The organism is Amycolatopsis sp. cmx-11-32, assembly GCF_047608695.1.
Lineage (GTDB): Bacteria > Actinomycetota > Actinomycetes > Mycobacteriales > Pseudonocardiaceae > Amycolatopsis.
The window spans coordinates 61,763-79,318 of sequence record NZ_JADNQN010000008.1; the positions used below are offsets into that span (position 1 = coordinate 61,763).

The window sequence follows — 17,556 nt, forward strand, 5'->3', positions numbered from 1 at the left end:
CGGCCCGCCACCCTGTCGACTCCCCGCTGCGGTGTGGCTTTCAGCCGGCGGAACCGAGGGTGACCGGGTCTCGACCGAGCGGAGCGAGTGGGCGTTGCTGTGAAGCGATGATTTCACCCAGCCTGGTCGGCAGCGCGGGAACGCTGCCGACCAGGCCCGGCTTCTACCGGATTACAACGTCCACCGCACGGCTCTGGAGTTGCCCTGCGATGTCAGGGCGCTTCCCGCGGCGAAGGTTTTCGCGGCGATGGAGACCGCGTGGCTGCTGGTGCCGCCGGGGAGAGCTCCGAGGGGGGTGACGGCGCCGCCGGCGTCCCATGTGACGGCATGTGCCTGGCTTCCGCTGAACGAGGCGCCCGAGCTATTACCACTGGCGTCTACGCCCCATGCGTAGCTCGCGGAATCACCGGGCAGGACTCCGAGGTCGGTGACCGCCCCGGTGGCGCTCCAGCGGACGGCGTGAGTTTGGCCGTTCACCGTGGTGGAGTTGCCGACGACGACGCCGTCGTCGTTGATGCCCCAGGCCACGGTTGTCGATCCGCCGAGGCCGGGGAGTTCGGTGGCGGTCCCGTTCACGGTCCATCGGACAGCTCTGCTCTGAGCTGCCAGTGTGGATACGCCGACGACCACACCGTGATTATTGACACGGCGGGCTTCGCTGGCACTATCTCCTGGAAGCGTCCCTAGGTCGGTTACGCCGCCGGTGGCGCCCCAGCGCACCGCGTGCCGCTGGCCGGCACTGGTCGTCGCGTAACCGCTGGCAGCGCCGCTGTCGTTGATTCCATAGGCGTAACTGCTTGTTCCGCCGATGCCGGACAGGGCGGTGACGACACCGGATGCAGACCAGCGGACGGCACGCGGATTGACTTGTGAATCGAGCGACGCGCCGGCGGCCGTCCCAGCGGTATTGACGGCCCAGCCGTAACTGCTCGAATCACCGGGCAGCGCTGCAAGGGCGGTCGCCGTGCCGTTGGTCGACCACCGGACAGCACGAACACGGCCGTTCGTGTGCGAAGCGCCGACGACCACACCTTGCGAGTTCACACTCTGACCCTCGCTCCACGAGTCTCCTGGCAACGTGCCCAGGTCTGTGATCGCAGCGAGCGCCGGAGACGCAGGCTCCGGCGCGGCGGCGGCGGTTCCGCCCCACAGAGCGATCGCGGCTGTCGTTAGACCTACGACGCCGACTCTTCCCCAGAACTTCGACATGGTTTCCTTCCAACGATGAGAGTTCTGTTCACTTGCCGATCATCAGCACGGTTTTGATCAGATCGCATTCTCCTTGGGTTGATTTTCTCGGCTGACCGCGTCAAGGCGCGACACTGCCGAGGACTGTTGGTCCTCGGTGTGCAGGCAGACGACACAAGTGCATTTCCACCCAGCTCCTCCCGCGTACCCACAAGCATCGACCACGCCGGTGACCTCCGGAGTGTTGGCGACGCTCGCACCCGGCGGCACATAGGTCACGTAACAGTTCACCGGGTCTCCGGGACAACCGCTTCCGGTGAGCATCAGCTGGTCAGGCCATTTCGCGTTGGTGATTTCGCCATGGTGTTTGCCGGTATCGGTGTTGCGCCAGAGCTTGACGTGACGGCCTTGCGTCTCTATTTCCTGCACGAGGGTATAGCCGGCGGCGGCCGCCGAGTGCGCATCCGAAGCGAACCAGGTTGACACCAGTGTCATGATTCCTGTTACCACACTGACAATGAGCCTTCGGTTTCTTGTTAACCGTTGCATAGAGTACGTCCTTCGTCGAAGGAGTCTCAGGTCGCAAACCCAGCGCCCCGAGTGAATGCTCCGGCCTGAAGCCGGAAACTTCACTGTAACCACGTGAATTGGGCGGGACCAGATGCTCGGTGATGCGAAAAAAGATGATGCGATACCTCTTTGGTTGTTGCGGCTGCCATCGTCGTTGGCTGGCCATCTCCGCGGATACGAAGCTGCTTCCCGGTATCTCGGGCGTTTTATGAATTTTCAACGGAACTATGATGGGAAATACGAAGCAGGTTGTCATCACGGTCGGCGGTCACGACGGCGTCGTTGAAGATTGCTCTCGTGGACAGGCCGGTCACCCTGGATGAGGGTGCCGGACAGGCATGGGTCAGCACAGCGAGGGCGCGTCGGGGCGGGAGGCGTCGAGAAGGCTGCCCAGATACCTCTGAAGGGTGCTGTCATTCGGGACAGGTGAGGGCCTGCCGACCCGCTGTTGGACCATCAGGCTCGGCCGCCGCACACGATTCCAACGACGACGCGAACTGGCCCTCCGTCTTCGCCGGAAGTAGCCCAGTTCTGTGGCAGCGTCGCGGCGGTGCCTTGATCTACCGTAGCGGCGAGAAGTGTCGGCCGCATGGCGAGTCGTGTTGCCCTGTGGGCGTTGTGCGGGAATCATCAGGAGATGACTGCTGTGAAGATCCCGCGTCCCGTCGCCGGTGATGTCGTAGACCTGATTTTGGATGATCACCGGTTGTTCGAGCAGCTCCTACGTGATCTGCGGGACGCGACTGCGGACCGTGGTGCTGCCCGGGCTGCGCTGTCGGCGGCGTTGATCGCGCACGGTGAGGCTGAGGAGGACGAGGTCTACCCGGCGCTGCGACGTAAGGACGCGATCGACAAGCACGAGCAGGAACATGGTGAGGAAGAGCACGCCGAGGGCAACCGGGCACTGCTGGACTTGCTGGAATGTAAGGGGACCGATACGCAGAAGTTCGACGACGCGGTCGAGAAGCTCGCCGAGGCGCTGATGCATCACATCGGCGAGGAAGAGCAGACGATTCTCAACCCGGCACGCACCGACGTGAGTGAGAAGGTGCGGCAGGATCTGGGAACGACCTGGGCCACACGCCGCAACGCGTTGCTCGACCAGGACTGCGGTTCCCTCGACTTCGTCAAGAAGGTCGTGGCCCAAGCCGAGAAGAAGGGTCTGTTGTCAGCTGAGGGCGAGAAGGGCTAGGCCGCCGATCGCCGGACACCACAGCACCTGTTCGACCACGTGAAGGCCAGCGGTCGAGGACGAGTTGGTCCGGTCCAGCGCCGCCGCGGCACTCGGGCGGACTACCCACGTGAAGACGCTCCGCTGCTGCCCCGAGGCCCTGCGCGACCCCAGGCCACGCGTCCGGGCCAACGGCGACTGCTCTGGGCCGAACCGCCCCCAGACAGCCTGCGCTCCCTCCTCGCCGACAGTCCGGACGACCCCCACCCGGCCGTCCGGTCAGCCGCCGCCGTGGCACAAGCGGCCTGATCTCGCCCTCGCGAGGAAATGCCACGGATTTGAGACTGATCATGGGTGACAAAGCCGTGAGACAGCCGAGAACGCCCGGGCTACCCAAGATCGACATATCGCGAACGGTGAGGCCCTATGACCACGGCGGCGGCCATTTCTTGGTGGGTTCGAACGAGAGGCCTGTTCGTGTGTCTTCGGGACGCGGGCATTCCAGTAGCTGGGACGTTTCGGAAATCGCGGCGTCGTGGGCGACCTGCCCGCCGAGCCAGGCGATTGCCAGGTCGATGTGCTGACTGCGGGGTGCGCGACGTTGTGCAGTGTCATGGTCGCGGTGCGGGCGTTCGAAATCAACTGATTGGTTGATGCCAAGCTGCGTCTGGATGGCCACTGTGGACTGCATGAGGCGATATCTGGGGGCCCTGTTCGTTGTCCTGGGACTCGTGGTTGGAACAGCACCTGCGGTGGCGGCGCCGGGCGGTGTGGTGCGAATCGAGTCCGGGTCGGTGCGGGGTGAGGTGACCGGTGGTCTCCGGATTCATCGAGGTGTGCCCTACGCGGCCCCGCCGGTCGGTGAGTTGCGCTGGCACGCGCCGGTCGCACCGGGGCGGTGGGATGGTGTGCGTGACGCGACCCGACCGGCCGATCGCTGTCCGCAAGCCGCGTTGCCCAACAGGCCGGCCAGTAACACCGAGGACTGCCTGTACCTGAATGTGGTGGCGAAGAAGCGCGTGTGGAGGGCGCCGGTGCTGGTGTGGGTGCACGGCGGTGGACTGGTGTCCGGTGCCGGTGGCGATTACGATCCGTCCCGGCTCGCGGAACGTGGCGATCTGGTCGTCGTGACGGTGAACTACCGGCTGGGGAACCTCGGGTTCCTGGGGTTCCCCGGTCTCGCCGATGGTGGTGCGTTCGGCCTCGAAGATCAGCAGGCCGCGTTGCGGTGGGTCAAGCGCAACATCGCCGCCTTCGGTGGCGACCCGGGGAACGTGACGGTCGCGGGTGAGTCGGGCGGCGCCCATTCGGTCTGTGGCCTGCTCGCGTCCCCAGGGTCGGCCGGGCTGTTTCAGCGAGCCATCGGACAGAGCACACCGTGCGTATCGGATGCCTTCGCCGGCGCGGGTGTCCGACCGTTGCTCGACGTGCCGTACTTCGTGCCGCCGGAGTGGCAGCAGGGACATGGGCAGAACCTGGCGACCCGATTCGGCTGTACGACACTGGACTGCCTCAGGCAGGTGTCGGTGGCGGATCTGCTGGCCGCGCCGGTCCTGCCCCTGCCGGCCTATGGCAACGCCGTGCTTCCGGAGGATCCCGCAGTCGCCGTGCCCGCCGGACGTTTTCAGCACGTGCCGTTCTTGACCGGCGTCACCAGGGACGAAGGAACCCTGTTTTCGCCCTCGATGTTCCCAGGGCTCACCGAGGCGGGTTACCGCAAGGCGTTGGACACCCATTTCGGTGACAAGGCCGCGGCGGTGGCCGCCGAGTACCCCGTCGCCGCGCACGGCACGGCGGCACAGGCCATCGGTGCGGTCATGAGTGATCTGGACTGGGCCTGGGCCCAGCAGGCGAGTGAACGACGGTTCTCGGCAACGGTGCCGGTCTACGCCTATGAATTCCTGGACCGCACGGCACCGCCGATTCTCGAGTTCCCGGTGGGTGTCCAGCCGCTGGCCGGACACGCGTCCGAGCTGAAGTACCTGTTCGAGTTTCCGTATGACGATCGCCCGTTGACGGCGGCTCAACGAAGACTGGGGGACCGGATGATCGACTACTGGTCACGGTTCGCTTCGGCAGGCGACCCGAACAGGCACGGGCTCCCGCCGTGGCATCCCGTGACCGCGGCCACTCACTACGTACAGGGTCTGGACTTGTCCAGGATCGGCAAGGTCGACCGGGCGAAACTGCATAACTTCGAATTGTGGGACCGGCTCGTGGCGCGGAACTACAGCGTCACCGTCGCGCCCTCCCAGGTACTCCACGCGACGGCGGCCGGCCCGTGCACCCCGGGGTCGGGGTCGGCGAGCAGCTTCGCGTACAACTCGACAGGATCGCCGTCGAGCCCGGCGATCGGCGCCGTGAATTTCTCCCACAGGTCCGGGAAGACGTGCGCCGCGCCGCGCCGGTAGTACCAGTCCACTTCGGATGAACGCAGCGTGAAGACTCCGCGCAGCACCAGCTCCGGGTACTTCTCGGCGTACGCCAACGCCAGCGTCGACACCCAGGACCCACCGAACACCTGTCACCGCGAGATGCCCGGCGACTCCCGCAGGTGTTCGATGTCGTCGACGAGATGCCAGGTCGTGTTCAACGAAAGATCGCCCGACGCCGAAGCGTGCGGCAGCGACCGCCCGCACCCACGCTGGTCGAACAGGACGATCCGATAGGCGGACGGGTCGAACAGCCGACGGTGAGCAGCCGCCGCCGGGGCCGCCGTGCAGGAACACCGCCGGCTTGCCGTCGGGGTTTCCGCATTCTTCCCAGTACACGAGGTTGCCGTCACCGGTGTCCAGGTGGCCAGAGGCGTGGGGCTCGATCTCCGGATACATGAACCTATCGTCGGACACATGGCGCAGTTCTCGGAAGAGACGTCGACCACGGAGGCGTTCGCCCGGAGCCCGAACCCGACCACTACCGGCCCGCCGCCGGCTCGCCTGTCCATGGGCGCGCCGCGCGGTCATCGTACGCAAGCTCCCGCGACTTCAAGACACCAGCTCGCGCACCATCGTCGACTGTGACTGAGCGCCCGAGTTCGTCAGTCGAGCACGAGAGTTGACCGCTGCCGCTGGCCCGATGACGAACGGCTCGACGATGCACGCTCTGCGGTACGAGAGTGCGTTGGACGCGTTATTTGAGGGCAGGGGTGGCGTCGGATGAGGGGGTGTATGAAAACAGGGACACTCGACGTCCCTGTTTCCACACACCCTTCCGGATCCGGTGGTCACTGGGACTGTCGTGCGGGACTGTGTGGATTTTCAGTCATCAAACGCCCCGAAGTCCGCACGGTGAGGGACCGGACAACGGCGCTGCGCTCGAACACGCCACCTTCGCCTGACTCGCGGTTGTATTCGACCTCTTGAATTCTGTGCAAGGGCGGGACATCCGGTGTCAGCGGAGCCGGTAGGCGTGGATGATGCTCTGGGTCGTGGTGTTCCCGTCGGCGTCGGCGGCTTTCGCACGCAGGGAGACGGATCCGGTCGCTGGGTGGCTGAGTTCGGCGTTGTACCGGCCGTCCTGCCCGCTCACCTTCGCGGGCTGCCAGTTGACGCCGCCGTCGTAGGACGCTTCGACCTGCAGGCCGGTGATCGCGGCGGGACCGTCCTGCCGGGACACGGTCACCGGGACGGTGAAGGTGCCGCCGCCCGGGGCGGTGTTGGCCAGATCCACTGCCGGGGTGTAACGCACCTCCAGCAGCGGCAGCGCTCGGGTCGGTCCCTGGACGTGCCCGCTGCGGAAGGTCCATTCGGCGGAGACCTTGGTGGACAACGGCGCCCAGGGTTCGTCGCGCTCCGCCTCGGTGGTCAGCCGGTAACCGGCCTCCTCGGTAGGCGCCACGAACACCGCGCGCCCGGGGGTCGCCTGACTACCGAAAAGCTTGCCTTCACGGTAGAGCGCGGTGGTGCCGCGGTCACCGGGCGCGTCCAGGTCCGCGGTTGCGGTGTGCCCGGCACCGTCGGAAAACAACGGGATGCTGATGTTGATCTCCTGCGCGGTGCGTGCAGCCCAGGGACTGTCGGCCGGATAGGCGCGCTTGCCACGGAAGCCGGGGCCGGTGACCGCGCCGTTCCAGGCCAGCCGGTAGCTTTTGCCCGCCGCGAAGAGTTCCTCACCGCGCAGGTCACCGCCGACGCTCGGAGTTTGGCTCACCAGGATGTTGAGGAAGGCCCACGTGCCCGGGGTGTAGTACTCCTGGCGTTCCGCCTGCACCAGCCCCGGTGTTCCATAGCCCAGCCGGGACATTCCCAGGCGCACCCCTGCCACCCGGTGGATCGCGTGCACCTGGGACGGGGACTCCGCCGAGTAGCCGTGAAACGCCATGGTCACCGCCGCGAGTTCGGACTTGCGCACCGAGTGCTCGAGTTGTGCCGGGACCCGCCCGGTGGCCGGAAAGGACAGTTCGTAGGCGTCCCGGATTTCCGGGCGGGCGATCATGGCCGCGGTGCCGTCACCGGTCCGGGCCAGCGCGGCGAACCGCTCGGCGTTCGCGCCGGCGATCTGGACAGTCGGCAGTGCCAGTGCCCCGGCGGCCTTGGAGCCAGTGAGTTTGCTGGACAGTTCCGCGGCGGCCGCCGCGGCCGCGATTCGGCTGCCCGGCTGCCCGGCAAGCTCCGTGCCCTGGCGCGCCGCGCCGGTAGTGGACAGCCATGCGGCCACCATCGCGCCACCATGGTCGCGCACCGTGGTGACTCGCTCGGCCAGTGTCTCCGGGGTGGTGTCCCAGGGCAGTTCGAGTACCACCAGCCGGTCGCGCACCTCGACTCCGGCCAAGTCTTGCGGGCGACCCGCGCCGCCGAACGCCAGTGCGGGCGTCCGCGACCCCACCGGCAGGGGTGCGCCGATCGTCGCGGTGAGGACCGGGAAGCGCTTCGGCTGTTCGCCGAACAGTTCCAGCCGTGGTTGTTCCAGGCGGTGGCTGGCGCCGAAGTAGAAGGCGGCCGACGAGGTGCCCGGCAGGGTGCCGGCGAACATCTCCTGGAAACGCTGATCGAACGGGAACACCATCGACTGCGTCTGGTCGGCGCCCAGGCGCACTCCCATCTCGACCGCCGAACTGCCCCCGGTCACCTCCGGCTGGTCGACGTTCGCGGTGACCTTCGCGGCCTGGCGGGTGTCCAGGGTGACGGTGGTGTTGCGCGTCAGGTTGAGCTCCGGGTGGGCCATCGCGGCCATCGAGGGGTCCAGCCCGGGGCGCGGGGTGATCAGGCTGCCCACCAGCGCGTAACGGTCAGCGGGCAGCCGCAGGGTGCTCCCGGCGGGCACGTCGCTTTCACGGCCGCCCCCGCTGAGGCTGATCACGTCGAACGTCGCGCGAGAGTTCGCGGTCGCCACGGCGCCGTTGCGGTCGATCATGCGCAGCGTCAGCTGGTAGACCGGTGCCGCCACCGCCTGTACGCCCGATACCGCCAGCAGCCCCGACACCAGCGCCGTACTCAGTAGAGCAGTTCGCCGGAAATGCTTGCTCGCTCGATTCATCAATTGCCTCTCGCTCGATGAGTGGACCATGTACCTCGTATCCGCTCGCGGGCGAATACGAGTTCACGCGGTCTCGGCACCTCGAGTTCTCGCCACCGGCCGCGGGTCCTGGGGCTGATCACCCCGACACCCTCATCACCCACCACGAACTCGCTTACCGGCGGACCGTCGAGAGCCAGATGACGTCCGCTATTCAGCAGATCGGGAAGTTCCGCGAACCCGGAACCGAGTCGTCGCATGCCAACCAGCGCCTGTTTTGGTGCCAACCATCATCTGTCGTTCGAGGCGATCACCAGGTCGCACACGTCCGCGATGCCAACTATCACCTGTCGTCAGTGCAAGCTGCCAGGAAGTGTTCGGCACCGAATATCCCTCGACCGAACTGAGGTTCGATAGAATGCATACTGCGGGTTGTGCCTGCTCAGCCCGTGCCCAGCTCGTCGGACGACGGCTATCCATTCCGTCCGCCGCGCGGCATGCGCGGTGTCTCCACGGTCACCCCCTCGACATCACGGGTCGCAATCAGAGCTGGAGCCACGCTGTATCTGCCGATCGCTACCTGCGAACTCTGCTATCGGCTCCAGTTGCCGGGCGCGGCCGCCTTCTGCGACGATCTGATCAAGGACTCGCCCACCTACGCGGACCTCTATCAGGAGTCCTTCACCTGGCAACCCGGCACGGCGGGGAAGTAGCCACGTGAATCCGGTTGCGTTCGCCGCTGGGGTGGAGGCACGTCGGACAGCCTCCGCGTCATCGTGAAAGTCCGGCTGCCATGCGCACCCACCGCGTCCGCGACCTCGGCCCCGTCCGGTGGTCCTGTTCTGTTCGGGAATCTCCCTCACTCGTCCATGACGAGCCCTTCACCCGAGCGGGTACCTGGCCTCAGCTGACAGCAGGTGACCGTCATCCGCGCCGACTGGCCAGGTGGCGGACCCCGGGTTCGCAACCGACTCGTGAAGCCGTTGTCGTGAGACGGAAGTGCCGTCTGGTGTCGATGTCTTCAGTGGCCGGTCAGATCCATTGTGAACAGCAGCAGCCCGAAGAACAGCTGGAGTGCGGCGATGCAGACGCCTGCGATGACAAGGCCGTCCAGTCGATACCGGCGGTCCGTCAGCATCGATATCGCTCCGGCGGCCACGGCCAGTGCCGAGACCACCTCGCCATAGGGGAGCAGCCAGCCGAGCAAGCTGAGTACGAGACAGACAGGACCGAGTAGTCCTTTGACTCCGGGGCGGTCGCCGGCTGGCAGTCGTCGAGTCACAGTGCCCGGAATCCCTTCAGCTCGTCCGGCACACACGCTACCTCGAACTCGGTCGGCCGGTGTCCATTCAGCGAGCAGCCCGGTGGATGGCTGGCTTACCGTCAAAGCGGAGTTCGTGGTCGCAAGGTGGTTGCGCTGGTACGGCTGACGACCTTGCGGGACCGTGGTCACCGCCTCCTGGCCGCCGTCACTACAAACGGAACGTCTGCTTGTCGCGCGACATTGATGTTTTCTTTACGGCCGGCTCGGTGATTTTTGGCGCCGGATCGTTAGTGTCCGCGTCGGTGCGCGGCCGTCACGTCGAGGTGGAGATGGCGGGGCAGGTGCGGCCCACGGGAATCTGGGGAGGACAGGGGTATGACCGAAGAAGCCGAATCCGCTGTTCCGGAGCGGGTGGACAGCCCGGTCCGGCAGGCGGCGCCGACGGGCAAGGTCGGCCGGTGGCTGATGGAGCACCGGGTTCAGCCGGTCGGGCCGGAGAGCCATGAGGAGCACGCCACGCCGCAGTCGTGGTGGAAGGTCATGTGTCTCACCGGCGTGGACTACTTCTCCACGTTGTCGTATCTTCCCGGGATCGCGGCGCTGGCGGCGGGCGCGCTGTCGCCGCTGGCGACGTTGCTGATCGTGGCGCTGACGTTGCTGGGCATGCTGCCGATGTACCGGCGGGTGGCGAAGGAGAGCCCGCACGGTCAGGGTTCGGTCGCGATGCTGGAGAATCTGTTGCCGTTCTGGCGCGGCAAGATTTTCGTCTTGGTGTTGCTGGGTTTCGTCGCGACGTCGTGGATCATCACCATCACGCTGTCGTCGGCGGACGCCACCGTGCACGCGTTGGAGAACCCGATCGCGCCGTCGTTCCTGCACGGGCACGAGGTACTGATCACGGTGGTCCTGCTGCTCATTCTGGGCGGGGTGTTCCTGCTCGGGTTCAGTGAGGCGGTCGGTGTCGCGATCCCGCTGGTGGCGATCTTCTTGATCCTGAACGCGGTGGTCGTGGTCGCCGGGGTCGGCGAGGTGCTCGCCGATCCCGCCGCGTTCGACCGCTGGGTGGACGCGCTCACCTCCGGGGGAGGCGGCTTCGGTGGGGTCATCGGCCCGGCGATCCTGGCGTTCCCGTTGCTGGTGCTCGGTTTGTCCGGTTTCGAGACCGGTGTGAGCATGATGCCGCTGGTGGCGGCGAAGGGTGAGAACGCCGAGCAGCGGCTGGCGAACCGGATCCGCAACACGCGCAAACTGCTGACCGCCGCCGCGCTGATCATGTCGGTGTACTTGATCGCGACCAGTTTCGTCACCACGGTCTTGATCCCGGCCGATGCGTTCAAACCGGGTGGTGAGGCGAACGGCCGCGCGCTGGCGTACCTGGCGCACGAATTGCTGGGCGAATGGGTCGGCACCGCGTATGACATCAGCAGCATCCTGATCCTGTGGTTCGCCGGGGCGTCGGCGATGGCAGGGTTGATCAACATCGTGCCGCGGTACCTGCCCGCCTACGGGATGGCCCCGGACTGGGCCCGTGCCGTGCGTCCGGTGGTGCTGGTCTACACCGCGATCTGCGTCCTGGTGACGATCATCTTCAACGCCGACGTCAACGCCCAGGCCGGGGCCTATGCCACCGGGATCCTCGCGATGATGGTGTCCGCGTCGATCGCGGTGGCCATCTCCGCGGCGAAGAAGCGGCAGCGCAAGGCCGCGATCGCGTTTGCCGTGCTGAGCTTGATCCTGATCTATGCCTTGGTGGAGAACGTCATCGAGAAGCCCGACGGCCTCACCATCTCCGCGTTCTTCATCCTCGGGATCATCGTCGTGTCGCTGGTCTCGCGGGTCACGCGCACCACGGAGCTGCGGGTGGAGCACATCAAGTTCGACGAGCCCGCGCGCCGGTTCGTCACCGAGTCGATCGCCCACGACGGCGCGCTCACCATCATCGCGAACCGGCGCCAGGCCGGGGACGCCGAGGAATACCGGGCGAAGGAGGCCGAGCAGCGCGGTCTGAATCCGGTGCCGGGTGCCGCTGACGTCCTGTTCCTCGAAATCGACGTGATCGACCCGTCCGGGTTCAGTGACGTGCTGAAGGTCCGCGGGTTCGAGATCGAGGGTTTCCGTGTCCTGCGCGTGGAAAGCCCCGCCGCACCGAACGCCATCGCGGCTGTCCTGCTCGCGCTGCGCGACGCCACCGGCGTGCGGCCGCAGTGCCATTTCGAGTGGAGCGAGGGCAACCCGCTCGGGCATCTGTTCCGCTACCTGATCCTCGGCCGCGGCGACACCGCCCCAGTGGTCCGCGAGATCATCCGCACCAGCGAACGCGATCCGGCGCTCCGCCCCGGAATCCACGTCGGCTAGCTGCCATTCCGATGTCACGGGCGCCTGGATCGCCTGCTTTCGCGGGGCGATCGTCGATACCGGGAACCGATGGTCCGGGCTTCGAGTACTGCGTCGGGGCCCGGGGGGTGCTGGATGGGCTCGTCAATCCCGCTGCTCGCGGCTCGGAGTCTGGAGTAGCCGGTTCAGTTCCCGGTCGGCCTCGTCGTATCCAGCGTCCGCGATGCGCTGCAGTTCACGCAGGTCCCCTGCCGCGACCGCGTGGTGGGTGAGCAAGTGTCCGGCGCGCATGCATCCCTCGTCCAGCAACCCGCTGAGTTCCTCGATGTCCTTGCGAGCGTCGGCGAGGTCGGCCAGCCGGTCCAGGGCGACTTGGTTGCCCTCGTCGGCCAGTGCTCGCAGTGTCTCCTGATCGAGGTTCGCATTCACCATGACGACATCCTGCAACCTTGCCCTTGGGGCAAGGTCAAGTGCGATCATGGTCAGGTGATCACCATCGGACGGCTCGCCAAGTATGTCGGGGTGTCGATCAAGACGATTCGCGTCTACCACGAGAAGGGACTGCTGCCCGAACCGGTCCGCGACGCCTCCGGGTACCGGCGGTACGATGCCGGTCATGCGATCGACCTGATCAAGATCCGGACACTGGCCGAGGCCGGGGTCCCCTTGGCCCGCATCCGTGACCTCCGGTCAGCCAGCGACGGCGAGTTCCGGCAAGCCCTTCGGCAGATCGACACGGACCTCTCTGCACGTATCCGTGGCTTGCAGGCGTCCCAAGAGCGTCTTCGGCAGTTCGCTGACGGACGTCTGCTTGCGATACCGGGCGAGGTCAGAAGCCATCTCGAGGAGTTACCTCGCTGGGGGTTCAGCGAAAGATGGGTGACGCTTCAGACCGACTTGTGGATCCTCGTGTTCACCGTGCACCCCGTTACGTCGGTCGCCCTGTTCCGCGACCAGGCACAGATCCTGGCTGACCCGGCGTTGCGCCAGATGTTTCTCGATTACGACCGCGCGTACGATCTCGATCCTCGGGACCGTCGTATCGATGACCTTGCCCGCCGGATCGTCGCCGCTACCCATGCGCGATACGGAACTGATGACTTGCCTGGACACGACATCGACACCGAGGTCCCAGCACTGATCCAGGGTGCCGTCAACGCCTCGTCGCCGACATGGCGTCGGCTCGATACCCTGATCCGCGAACAGTTACGGTCCTGACGCGGGCGGGCTTTGAGTACCACACTGCGGAGGTCCGCGGCTGATTCGAGAAAGGCTTCAGCCCGAAAACTGCCCGTCATGCCAGGCTGTTCACCTTCTTGAGTCGAGGGCGTGATTCTTGCGCCCCGCGAGGCAGTCTCGCCGCATTGACAATCGACGGCTGCTAGTGTCGCGTGATCCTGCAGGTCTTACCCGTGATCAGACGGCGATCTCCGGAGATCGCCGTCCAATCACGCGTAACCGCCGTCTGATCACGCGAGATCGCCGTCCGAGGAACGAAACCCAACATCAAGCAAGCAGGATCACGCGACACTAGTGCATTTGCCGACTTGTGGCGTCGAGGGCTTCGTCGACGGTGTGGTAGAGCCGGAGCACGACGTCGAGGCCGGTGACTTCGATAGGGCGGATCACGGGTCTGTTGGAGTCCACGGCGAGACGAAGGGGTTTTCGGTGTCTCTCCGCGTATTCGTGAGAGGTCATCGAGCACTTCATAACAACAGCAACCCCGCAAACCTATGCGGTCACAGCACTAGCTGACGACGACTCGAAGGTGCTCTCGGTCCTGGAGGGAGGAATTCCTCGTCCTGGACGCAGTGCCGAAGGTGACGTTCGTCATGCGCGATTTCAGGCTGAGATCGTCGAGCTGTGCCAGCGCGGGGATCGCTCGATCGGTCAGGTCGTGAAGGACTTCGACCTGACCGAGACCGCCGTGTGGCAGTGGATCGCGCGGGCCGCGGGGGTCCGCACGGACGGGCTGAGCACTGACGAGCGGGGATCTGCGCGGCTCAAGTAAGAACATTGCCTAGGTGCATGACGATCGTGGTGGTGCCCGCCGCCGTGACGAGTGCGAGTGCTGGTCGGTGCCAGGTGTGGGTGCGGAGCCATCGGCTGGGGAGCAGGGTGATGGGCAGTGCGAGGCAGAGAATCGCCAGGGTGGTTAGGGACATGGTCGAGATGAGGTAGGGGATGAGGTCGTGCTGGGGGTCTCGTGTCAGGAGGCATCCAGTGATGGTGAGGAGAGCGGCCAGCGGGGCCGCGGCGAGTGAGTTCGCGAGCCCGATGCGGCCGTGGAGTGCGGCGAGGGTGAGCACGCATGCCGTTGCCGCGCTGACGGCGACCCACCAGTCGAGCCGGTCCAGGGCGAGCGGGTCGGTGTGATTGACGTTGACGGGCAGCGCCCAGCGTCCGGCGAGTGCCGCTGCCGTAGCGGCGAAACTGACCGCGAGCAGTGAGAGCCGTTGGCGGTTCCAGTACCAGGCGAGCCCGGCGACGACGATCAAGCCGATCGCGGCCGGTTCCTGCCACGCCGCGGTCATGCCCGCGAGCGCTATCCCGTAGAACCAGTTCTTGGCGGCGGTGATCAGGGTGCCCGAGGTCATCCCGATCCACCAGGCGCCGGTGAACAACGCGGTGTTGAGTACAGCGGCGAGGAACCAGATCCGGCGTGGCGGGGGGACGGTGCCGGAGTGGGCGGCCCAGAGTGCGGCGAGGGCGAGGCTCAGGCAGGCGGCTCCGGCCATGGCGAGTGAGACCGCGACGAGTTGTGGCCAGTCGCCGAAGGGGCTCAGGTCGGTGGTGCCGGTGCGGGAGAAGTCGGTCAGGAAGCCCAAGGCCACACCTAGCGGCAGGCTGAGGGTGACACCGGCCAGGGTGAGAGCGGAGCGCTGGGGGGTTCGCCAGAGCGCGGTGCCCCAGCCCGCCGCGGTCAGCGCACCGGCCAGCAAGCACGACAGCGGTACCGCGTAGGTCTGGGAATCCTCTCCCGTGCCGAGGAGCGTGGGGAGCGCCACCAGGGTCGCCGTCTGGGCGGCCATCGCGGCGAGCGCACCGTAGATGACACCGTCGAGCACCCGGGTCTGCCCGGGAAGATCGCCTGCGTCGAGCACGGCGATGCGCCGCGCGGGTGGAGGATGGATGGCCCTGGCCCGGTGCCACCAAGGCATCCGCCTGGTGGTGGTGCGGCTGAGCAACGCGCGCAGCGGTGCCGACGGGATCCCGTGGACAGCGCGGAGGTCGGCTTCGTGCTCGCGTGAACGCAGCACGCTGGTGGAGACCAGCGCGGTCAGCGTGAGCACCAGGGCCGCGCGAGCGGCGTATTCGGCCCAGAACGGTGCCCACAGCGTGTGCGGGGACGCCGTGTCACCGCTCAGCAATACCCGGATCTCGGTGGTGACCATGGGCAGCAGGAGGACGGGCGGTAGCGCCCACCACACACCTCGGGTGAGCCACACCAGGCCGACATCGCCTGCCGCGACATGGGCGCTTTCGTGCCGCACGATCGCCTCGGCCTGCTCAGCGGGCGCGGTCACGATTCCGGGTGGGAGCACCATCCGGGTCCGGCGCAGGAAACGGATGGTGAACGCCTCCCGCAACGCCAGCGAGCCGAAGACGACCTGCGGGGGTGCCGCGCGGCGGTGCATCGAGCGCACCGCTCGCTCCGCGCGTTCCTGCCACACCTGCGACGCGGCCCTGACCGGACCCGCGCGGCGAAAAAGCCGCCACGGCAACAACTGCGTCAGCGCGAGACCGAGCAGAAGAACCAGGACCGCACCGCTGAGCGATATCAGTCCCCTGCGTCGTTCGGCGGGTGCCAGGCACTGCAGGAATTGCTGTGACTTCTCCACGCTTTGGGCTGGTGTGTCTCCGGCAGTGACTGGAGGTGTCGCCGCCCGGCAAGCCAGGAAGGCATCCCTCCACGCCAATCCCAGGAACTGGCCGTGGAGAAGGCTTCCGACGAGTACTCCGGCGAGCAGCAGCACCACGATGAGCAGTGCGTACCGCCCGCGCCCCGCGGACGGTACGAGTACGGTTTCCGCAGTGACGCCGGGCGGTCGCTGATCAGTCGTTGTCACTGGGAGGTCTTCCGGGCAGTAGCGCGTCGCTGACCTTGCCCGCGATTTCGCGTGCCACCTCGGGGCTGGCTCCCGTGCCGGTCAGATGGATCGTGATGACCATGGTGAGGTCGGCGTCGGCACTCGTCACCGGGCGAACGACGTCGTCGTCGGCTCGGCGTGCTTTGCGCGCGGCCCACGCCTCGGTGAGCCGGTCGCGTACCGCGTCCAGCGTCTTGTCGGCGGCCTTCTCCACGAGCATGTTCCCCAGATAGGCCGCCGCCGCGAGAACGTAAGGCGTCATCAGCACCAGATCTACACCGATACCCACCGGCGCACGTAGGGTCTCCGGATTCAGCAGACGGTCCGGGTCACGCCGATACTCGTCCACGACGGCGTCGAACAGGTCGAGCTCCGGCGGATAGTGCGTGCCGACGATCTCGCGGGCAAGCGTCAGCACGTCCGGATCACCAAGCGGAACCGCCGAGGGCGACGGACGGCGCATGCTCATAAGGAGTCCCTATCTTGTCGGCACGGCCGCACGCCGCGATACCGGTATCTGTCGCGACGGACACCGCCTCTGTTACAACAGACCACAGTGGACACACCGGATGAGACGTCCGGCACTCCACCCTGACCACCAACAAAAAACAAGATCAATAACACTGGCGAGATCAACACCCAAACACACCGGTGGATCCAGGGTCGACGTGTTCGGAAGACGATCGACTTTGCTGATGTGGACTGCCGGTTCGAACGAACCATTCCGGTCGCGGCGCAACCAGTTCAACCGGGCCATTCTAGGTGGAAAACGGTTTTCGGGACCTGCCGTTCCGAGAATTCCCGGACCCGTTCCCGGCAGGGTCTCCTTTCTCATACCCGAGATGATGGATCATTTCGGCGTCCAGCGCCCGCGCAGGCACCCGTCCTGGTCATCTCGTTCAGCAATTCGCGCGCACCCAGCGCCCCGCCATTCGCATACGTGTCTTTCACCAACGAATCAAACGTTTCCGGTGACAACACGCGGGCGAGCGCCTCGCCGGCCGCGGAACCCGCAGCCCGATCAGATGTGTTTCTCAGTCACAGATGGAGCCTTTCCGGGTCGCCGTCAGCGACCCGATCCTGGTCCATCCGCGGCTTACACGGTTGTCATGACACGGCCCGGTGGACTGACACTCTCGGTCGCCGTCTCCGCCGCGAACACCAACGACTCCTACGCGCTCAAGCCACTGGTCATGGCGATCCCGGCAATCAAGTCCCGCCGCGGCCCACGGCGCCGCAAGCCCGCCAAACTGCACGCCGACAAGGCCTACCACCACGCCGACCTTCGGGGCTGGGTCCGGTACCGCGGCATCGAAGTCCGTATCGCCCGCAAAGACATCCAATCCAAAGACAAATTCGGCAGCACCGCTGGGTGATCGAACGAACCATGGCCTGGTTCACCGGATACCGCCGCCTCACCCCCTCCAAGAAACTCCGCAAACTCACCACATGAGGCAAGCTCTGAGCAGAATGGGCTACGGCAA

General features: G+C 66.2%; 12 protein-coding genes and 3 pseudogenes. 6 read left to right on the forward strand and 9 right to left on the reverse strand.

All coding sequences use genetic code 11. From position 1 onward, the window contains the following. Positions 1-171: 171 nt before the first annotated feature. Together ACM6LR_RS23900 and ACM6LR_RS23905 are read right to left on the reverse strand one after the other, a co-directional pair. Positions 172-1,044, reverse strand: coding sequence for a hypothetical protein (locus ACM6LR_RS23900; RefSeq protein ID WP_414944526.1), 873 nt, complete (start codon positions 1,042-1,044; stop codon positions 172-174). 222 nt (positions 1,045-1,266) lie between these two features. Beyond that, a complete protein-coding gene (locus ACM6LR_RS23905) occupies positions 1,267-1,683 on the reverse strand; it encodes a hypothetical protein (protein ID WP_414944527.1) in 417 nt (138 codons plus the stop codon). A 712-nt stretch (positions 1,684-2,395) separates the two neighbouring features. Between ACM6LR_RS23905 and ACM6LR_RS23910 the strand changes: the two genes are divergently transcribed. Then, positions 2,396-2,950, forward strand: a complete 555-nt coding sequence (locus ACM6LR_RS23910) for a hemerythrin domain-containing protein (protein ID WP_414942540.1) — start codon at positions 2,396-2,398, stop codon at positions 2,948-2,950. Between the two features lie 403 nt (positions 2,951-3,353). Here ACM6LR_RS23910 and ACM6LR_RS23915 read toward each other — a convergent pair whose 3' ends face one another. Further along, positions 3,354-3,608 carry a hypothetical protein gene (locus ACM6LR_RS23915; protein ID WP_414942564.1) on the reverse strand — a complete coding sequence of 85 codons (255 nt, stop codon included), beginning with the start codon at positions 3,606-3,608 and terminating at the stop codon, positions 3,354-3,356. A 10-nt stretch (positions 3,609-3,618) separates the two neighbouring features. Here ACM6LR_RS23915 and ACM6LR_RS23920 point away from each other — a divergent pair. Next, positions 3,619-5,070 (forward strand): annotated as a pseudogene (locus tag ACM6LR_RS23920) (carboxylesterase/lipase family protein); the annotation flags it as partial. A gap of 89 nt (positions 5,071-5,159) precedes the next feature. Here ACM6LR_RS23920 and ACM6LR_RS23925 read toward each other — a convergent pair. Together ACM6LR_RS23925 and ACM6LR_RS23930 are read right to left on the reverse strand one after the other, a co-directional pair. Then, positions 5,160-5,760 (reverse strand): annotated as a pseudogene (locus ACM6LR_RS23925) (alpha/beta fold hydrolase); the annotation flags it as partial. Between the two features lie 559 nt (positions 5,761-6,319). Continuing rightward, entirely contained in the window at positions 6,320-8,404 is a 2,085-nt protein-coding gene (locus tag ACM6LR_RS23930) for a hypothetical protein (RefSeq protein WP_414944528.1), read from the reverse strand. A gap of 413 nt (positions 8,405-8,817) precedes the next feature. On the opposite strand from ACM6LR_RS23930, the gene ACM6LR_RS23935 reads away from it, so the two are divergent. Further along, the gene (locus tag ACM6LR_RS23935) at positions 8,818-9,096 is read left to right on the forward strand and encodes a hypothetical protein (protein WP_414942538.1); all 279 of its coding nucleotides are present in this window, start codon (positions 8,818-8,820) and stop codon (positions 9,094-9,096) included. A gap of 308 nt (positions 9,097-9,404) precedes the next feature. On the opposite strand, the gene ACM6LR_RS23940 is transcribed toward ACM6LR_RS23935, so the two are convergent. Then, complete coding sequence (locus ACM6LR_RS23940) at positions 9,405-9,590, reverse strand: hypothetical protein (protein WP_414942537.1); 186 nt, start codon at positions 9,588-9,590, stop codon at positions 9,405-9,407. A gap of 432 nt (positions 9,591-10,022) precedes the next feature. On the opposite strand from ACM6LR_RS23940, the gene ACM6LR_RS23945 reads away from it, so the two are divergent. Then, positions 10,023-12,002: an amino acid transporter gene (locus tag ACM6LR_RS23945; RefSeq protein WP_414942536.1), complete on the forward strand. Its 1,980-nt coding sequence runs from the start codon at positions 10,023-10,025 to the stop codon at positions 12,000-12,002. A 123-nt stretch (positions 12,003-12,125) separates the two neighbouring features. Here the strand turns inward: ACM6LR_RS23945 and ACM6LR_RS23950 are convergent, their stop codons facing one another. After that, positions 12,126-12,413, reverse strand: coding sequence for a hypothetical protein (locus tag ACM6LR_RS23950; RefSeq protein WP_414944529.1), 288 nt, complete (start codon positions 12,411-12,413; stop codon positions 12,126-12,128). 54 nt (positions 12,414-12,467) lie between these two features. Between ACM6LR_RS23950 and ACM6LR_RS23955 the strand changes: the two genes are divergently transcribed. Beyond that, on the forward strand, positions 12,468-13,199 hold the full coding sequence (locus tag ACM6LR_RS23955) for a MerR family transcriptional regulator (protein ID WP_414942534.1): 732 nt from the start codon (positions 12,468-12,470) through the stop codon (positions 13,197-13,199). Positions 13,200-13,984: 785 nt separating this feature from the next. Here ACM6LR_RS23955 and ACM6LR_RS23960 read toward each other — a convergent pair. Both ACM6LR_RS23960 and ACM6LR_RS23965 read right to left on the reverse strand, forming a co-directional pair. Beyond that, positions 13,985-15,823, reverse strand: a complete 1,839-nt coding sequence (locus tag ACM6LR_RS23960) for a M48 family metalloprotease (RefSeq protein ID WP_414942533.1) — start codon at positions 15,821-15,823, stop codon at positions 13,985-13,987. Between the two features lie 214 nt (positions 15,824-16,037). Then, positions 16,038-16,541 (reverse strand): hypothetical protein, encoded by a 504-nt coding sequence (locus ACM6LR_RS23965; RefSeq protein WP_414944530.1) that lies wholly within the window; start codon positions 16,539-16,541, stop codon positions 16,038-16,040. A gap of 655 nt (positions 16,542-17,196) precedes the next feature. On the opposite strand from ACM6LR_RS23965, the pseudogene ACM6LR_RS23970 reads away from it, so the two are divergent. Continuing rightward, positions 17,197-17,492: pseudogene (locus ACM6LR_RS23970) on the forward strand (transposase); the annotation flags it as partial. Positions 17,493-17,556 lie beyond the last annotated feature (64 nt).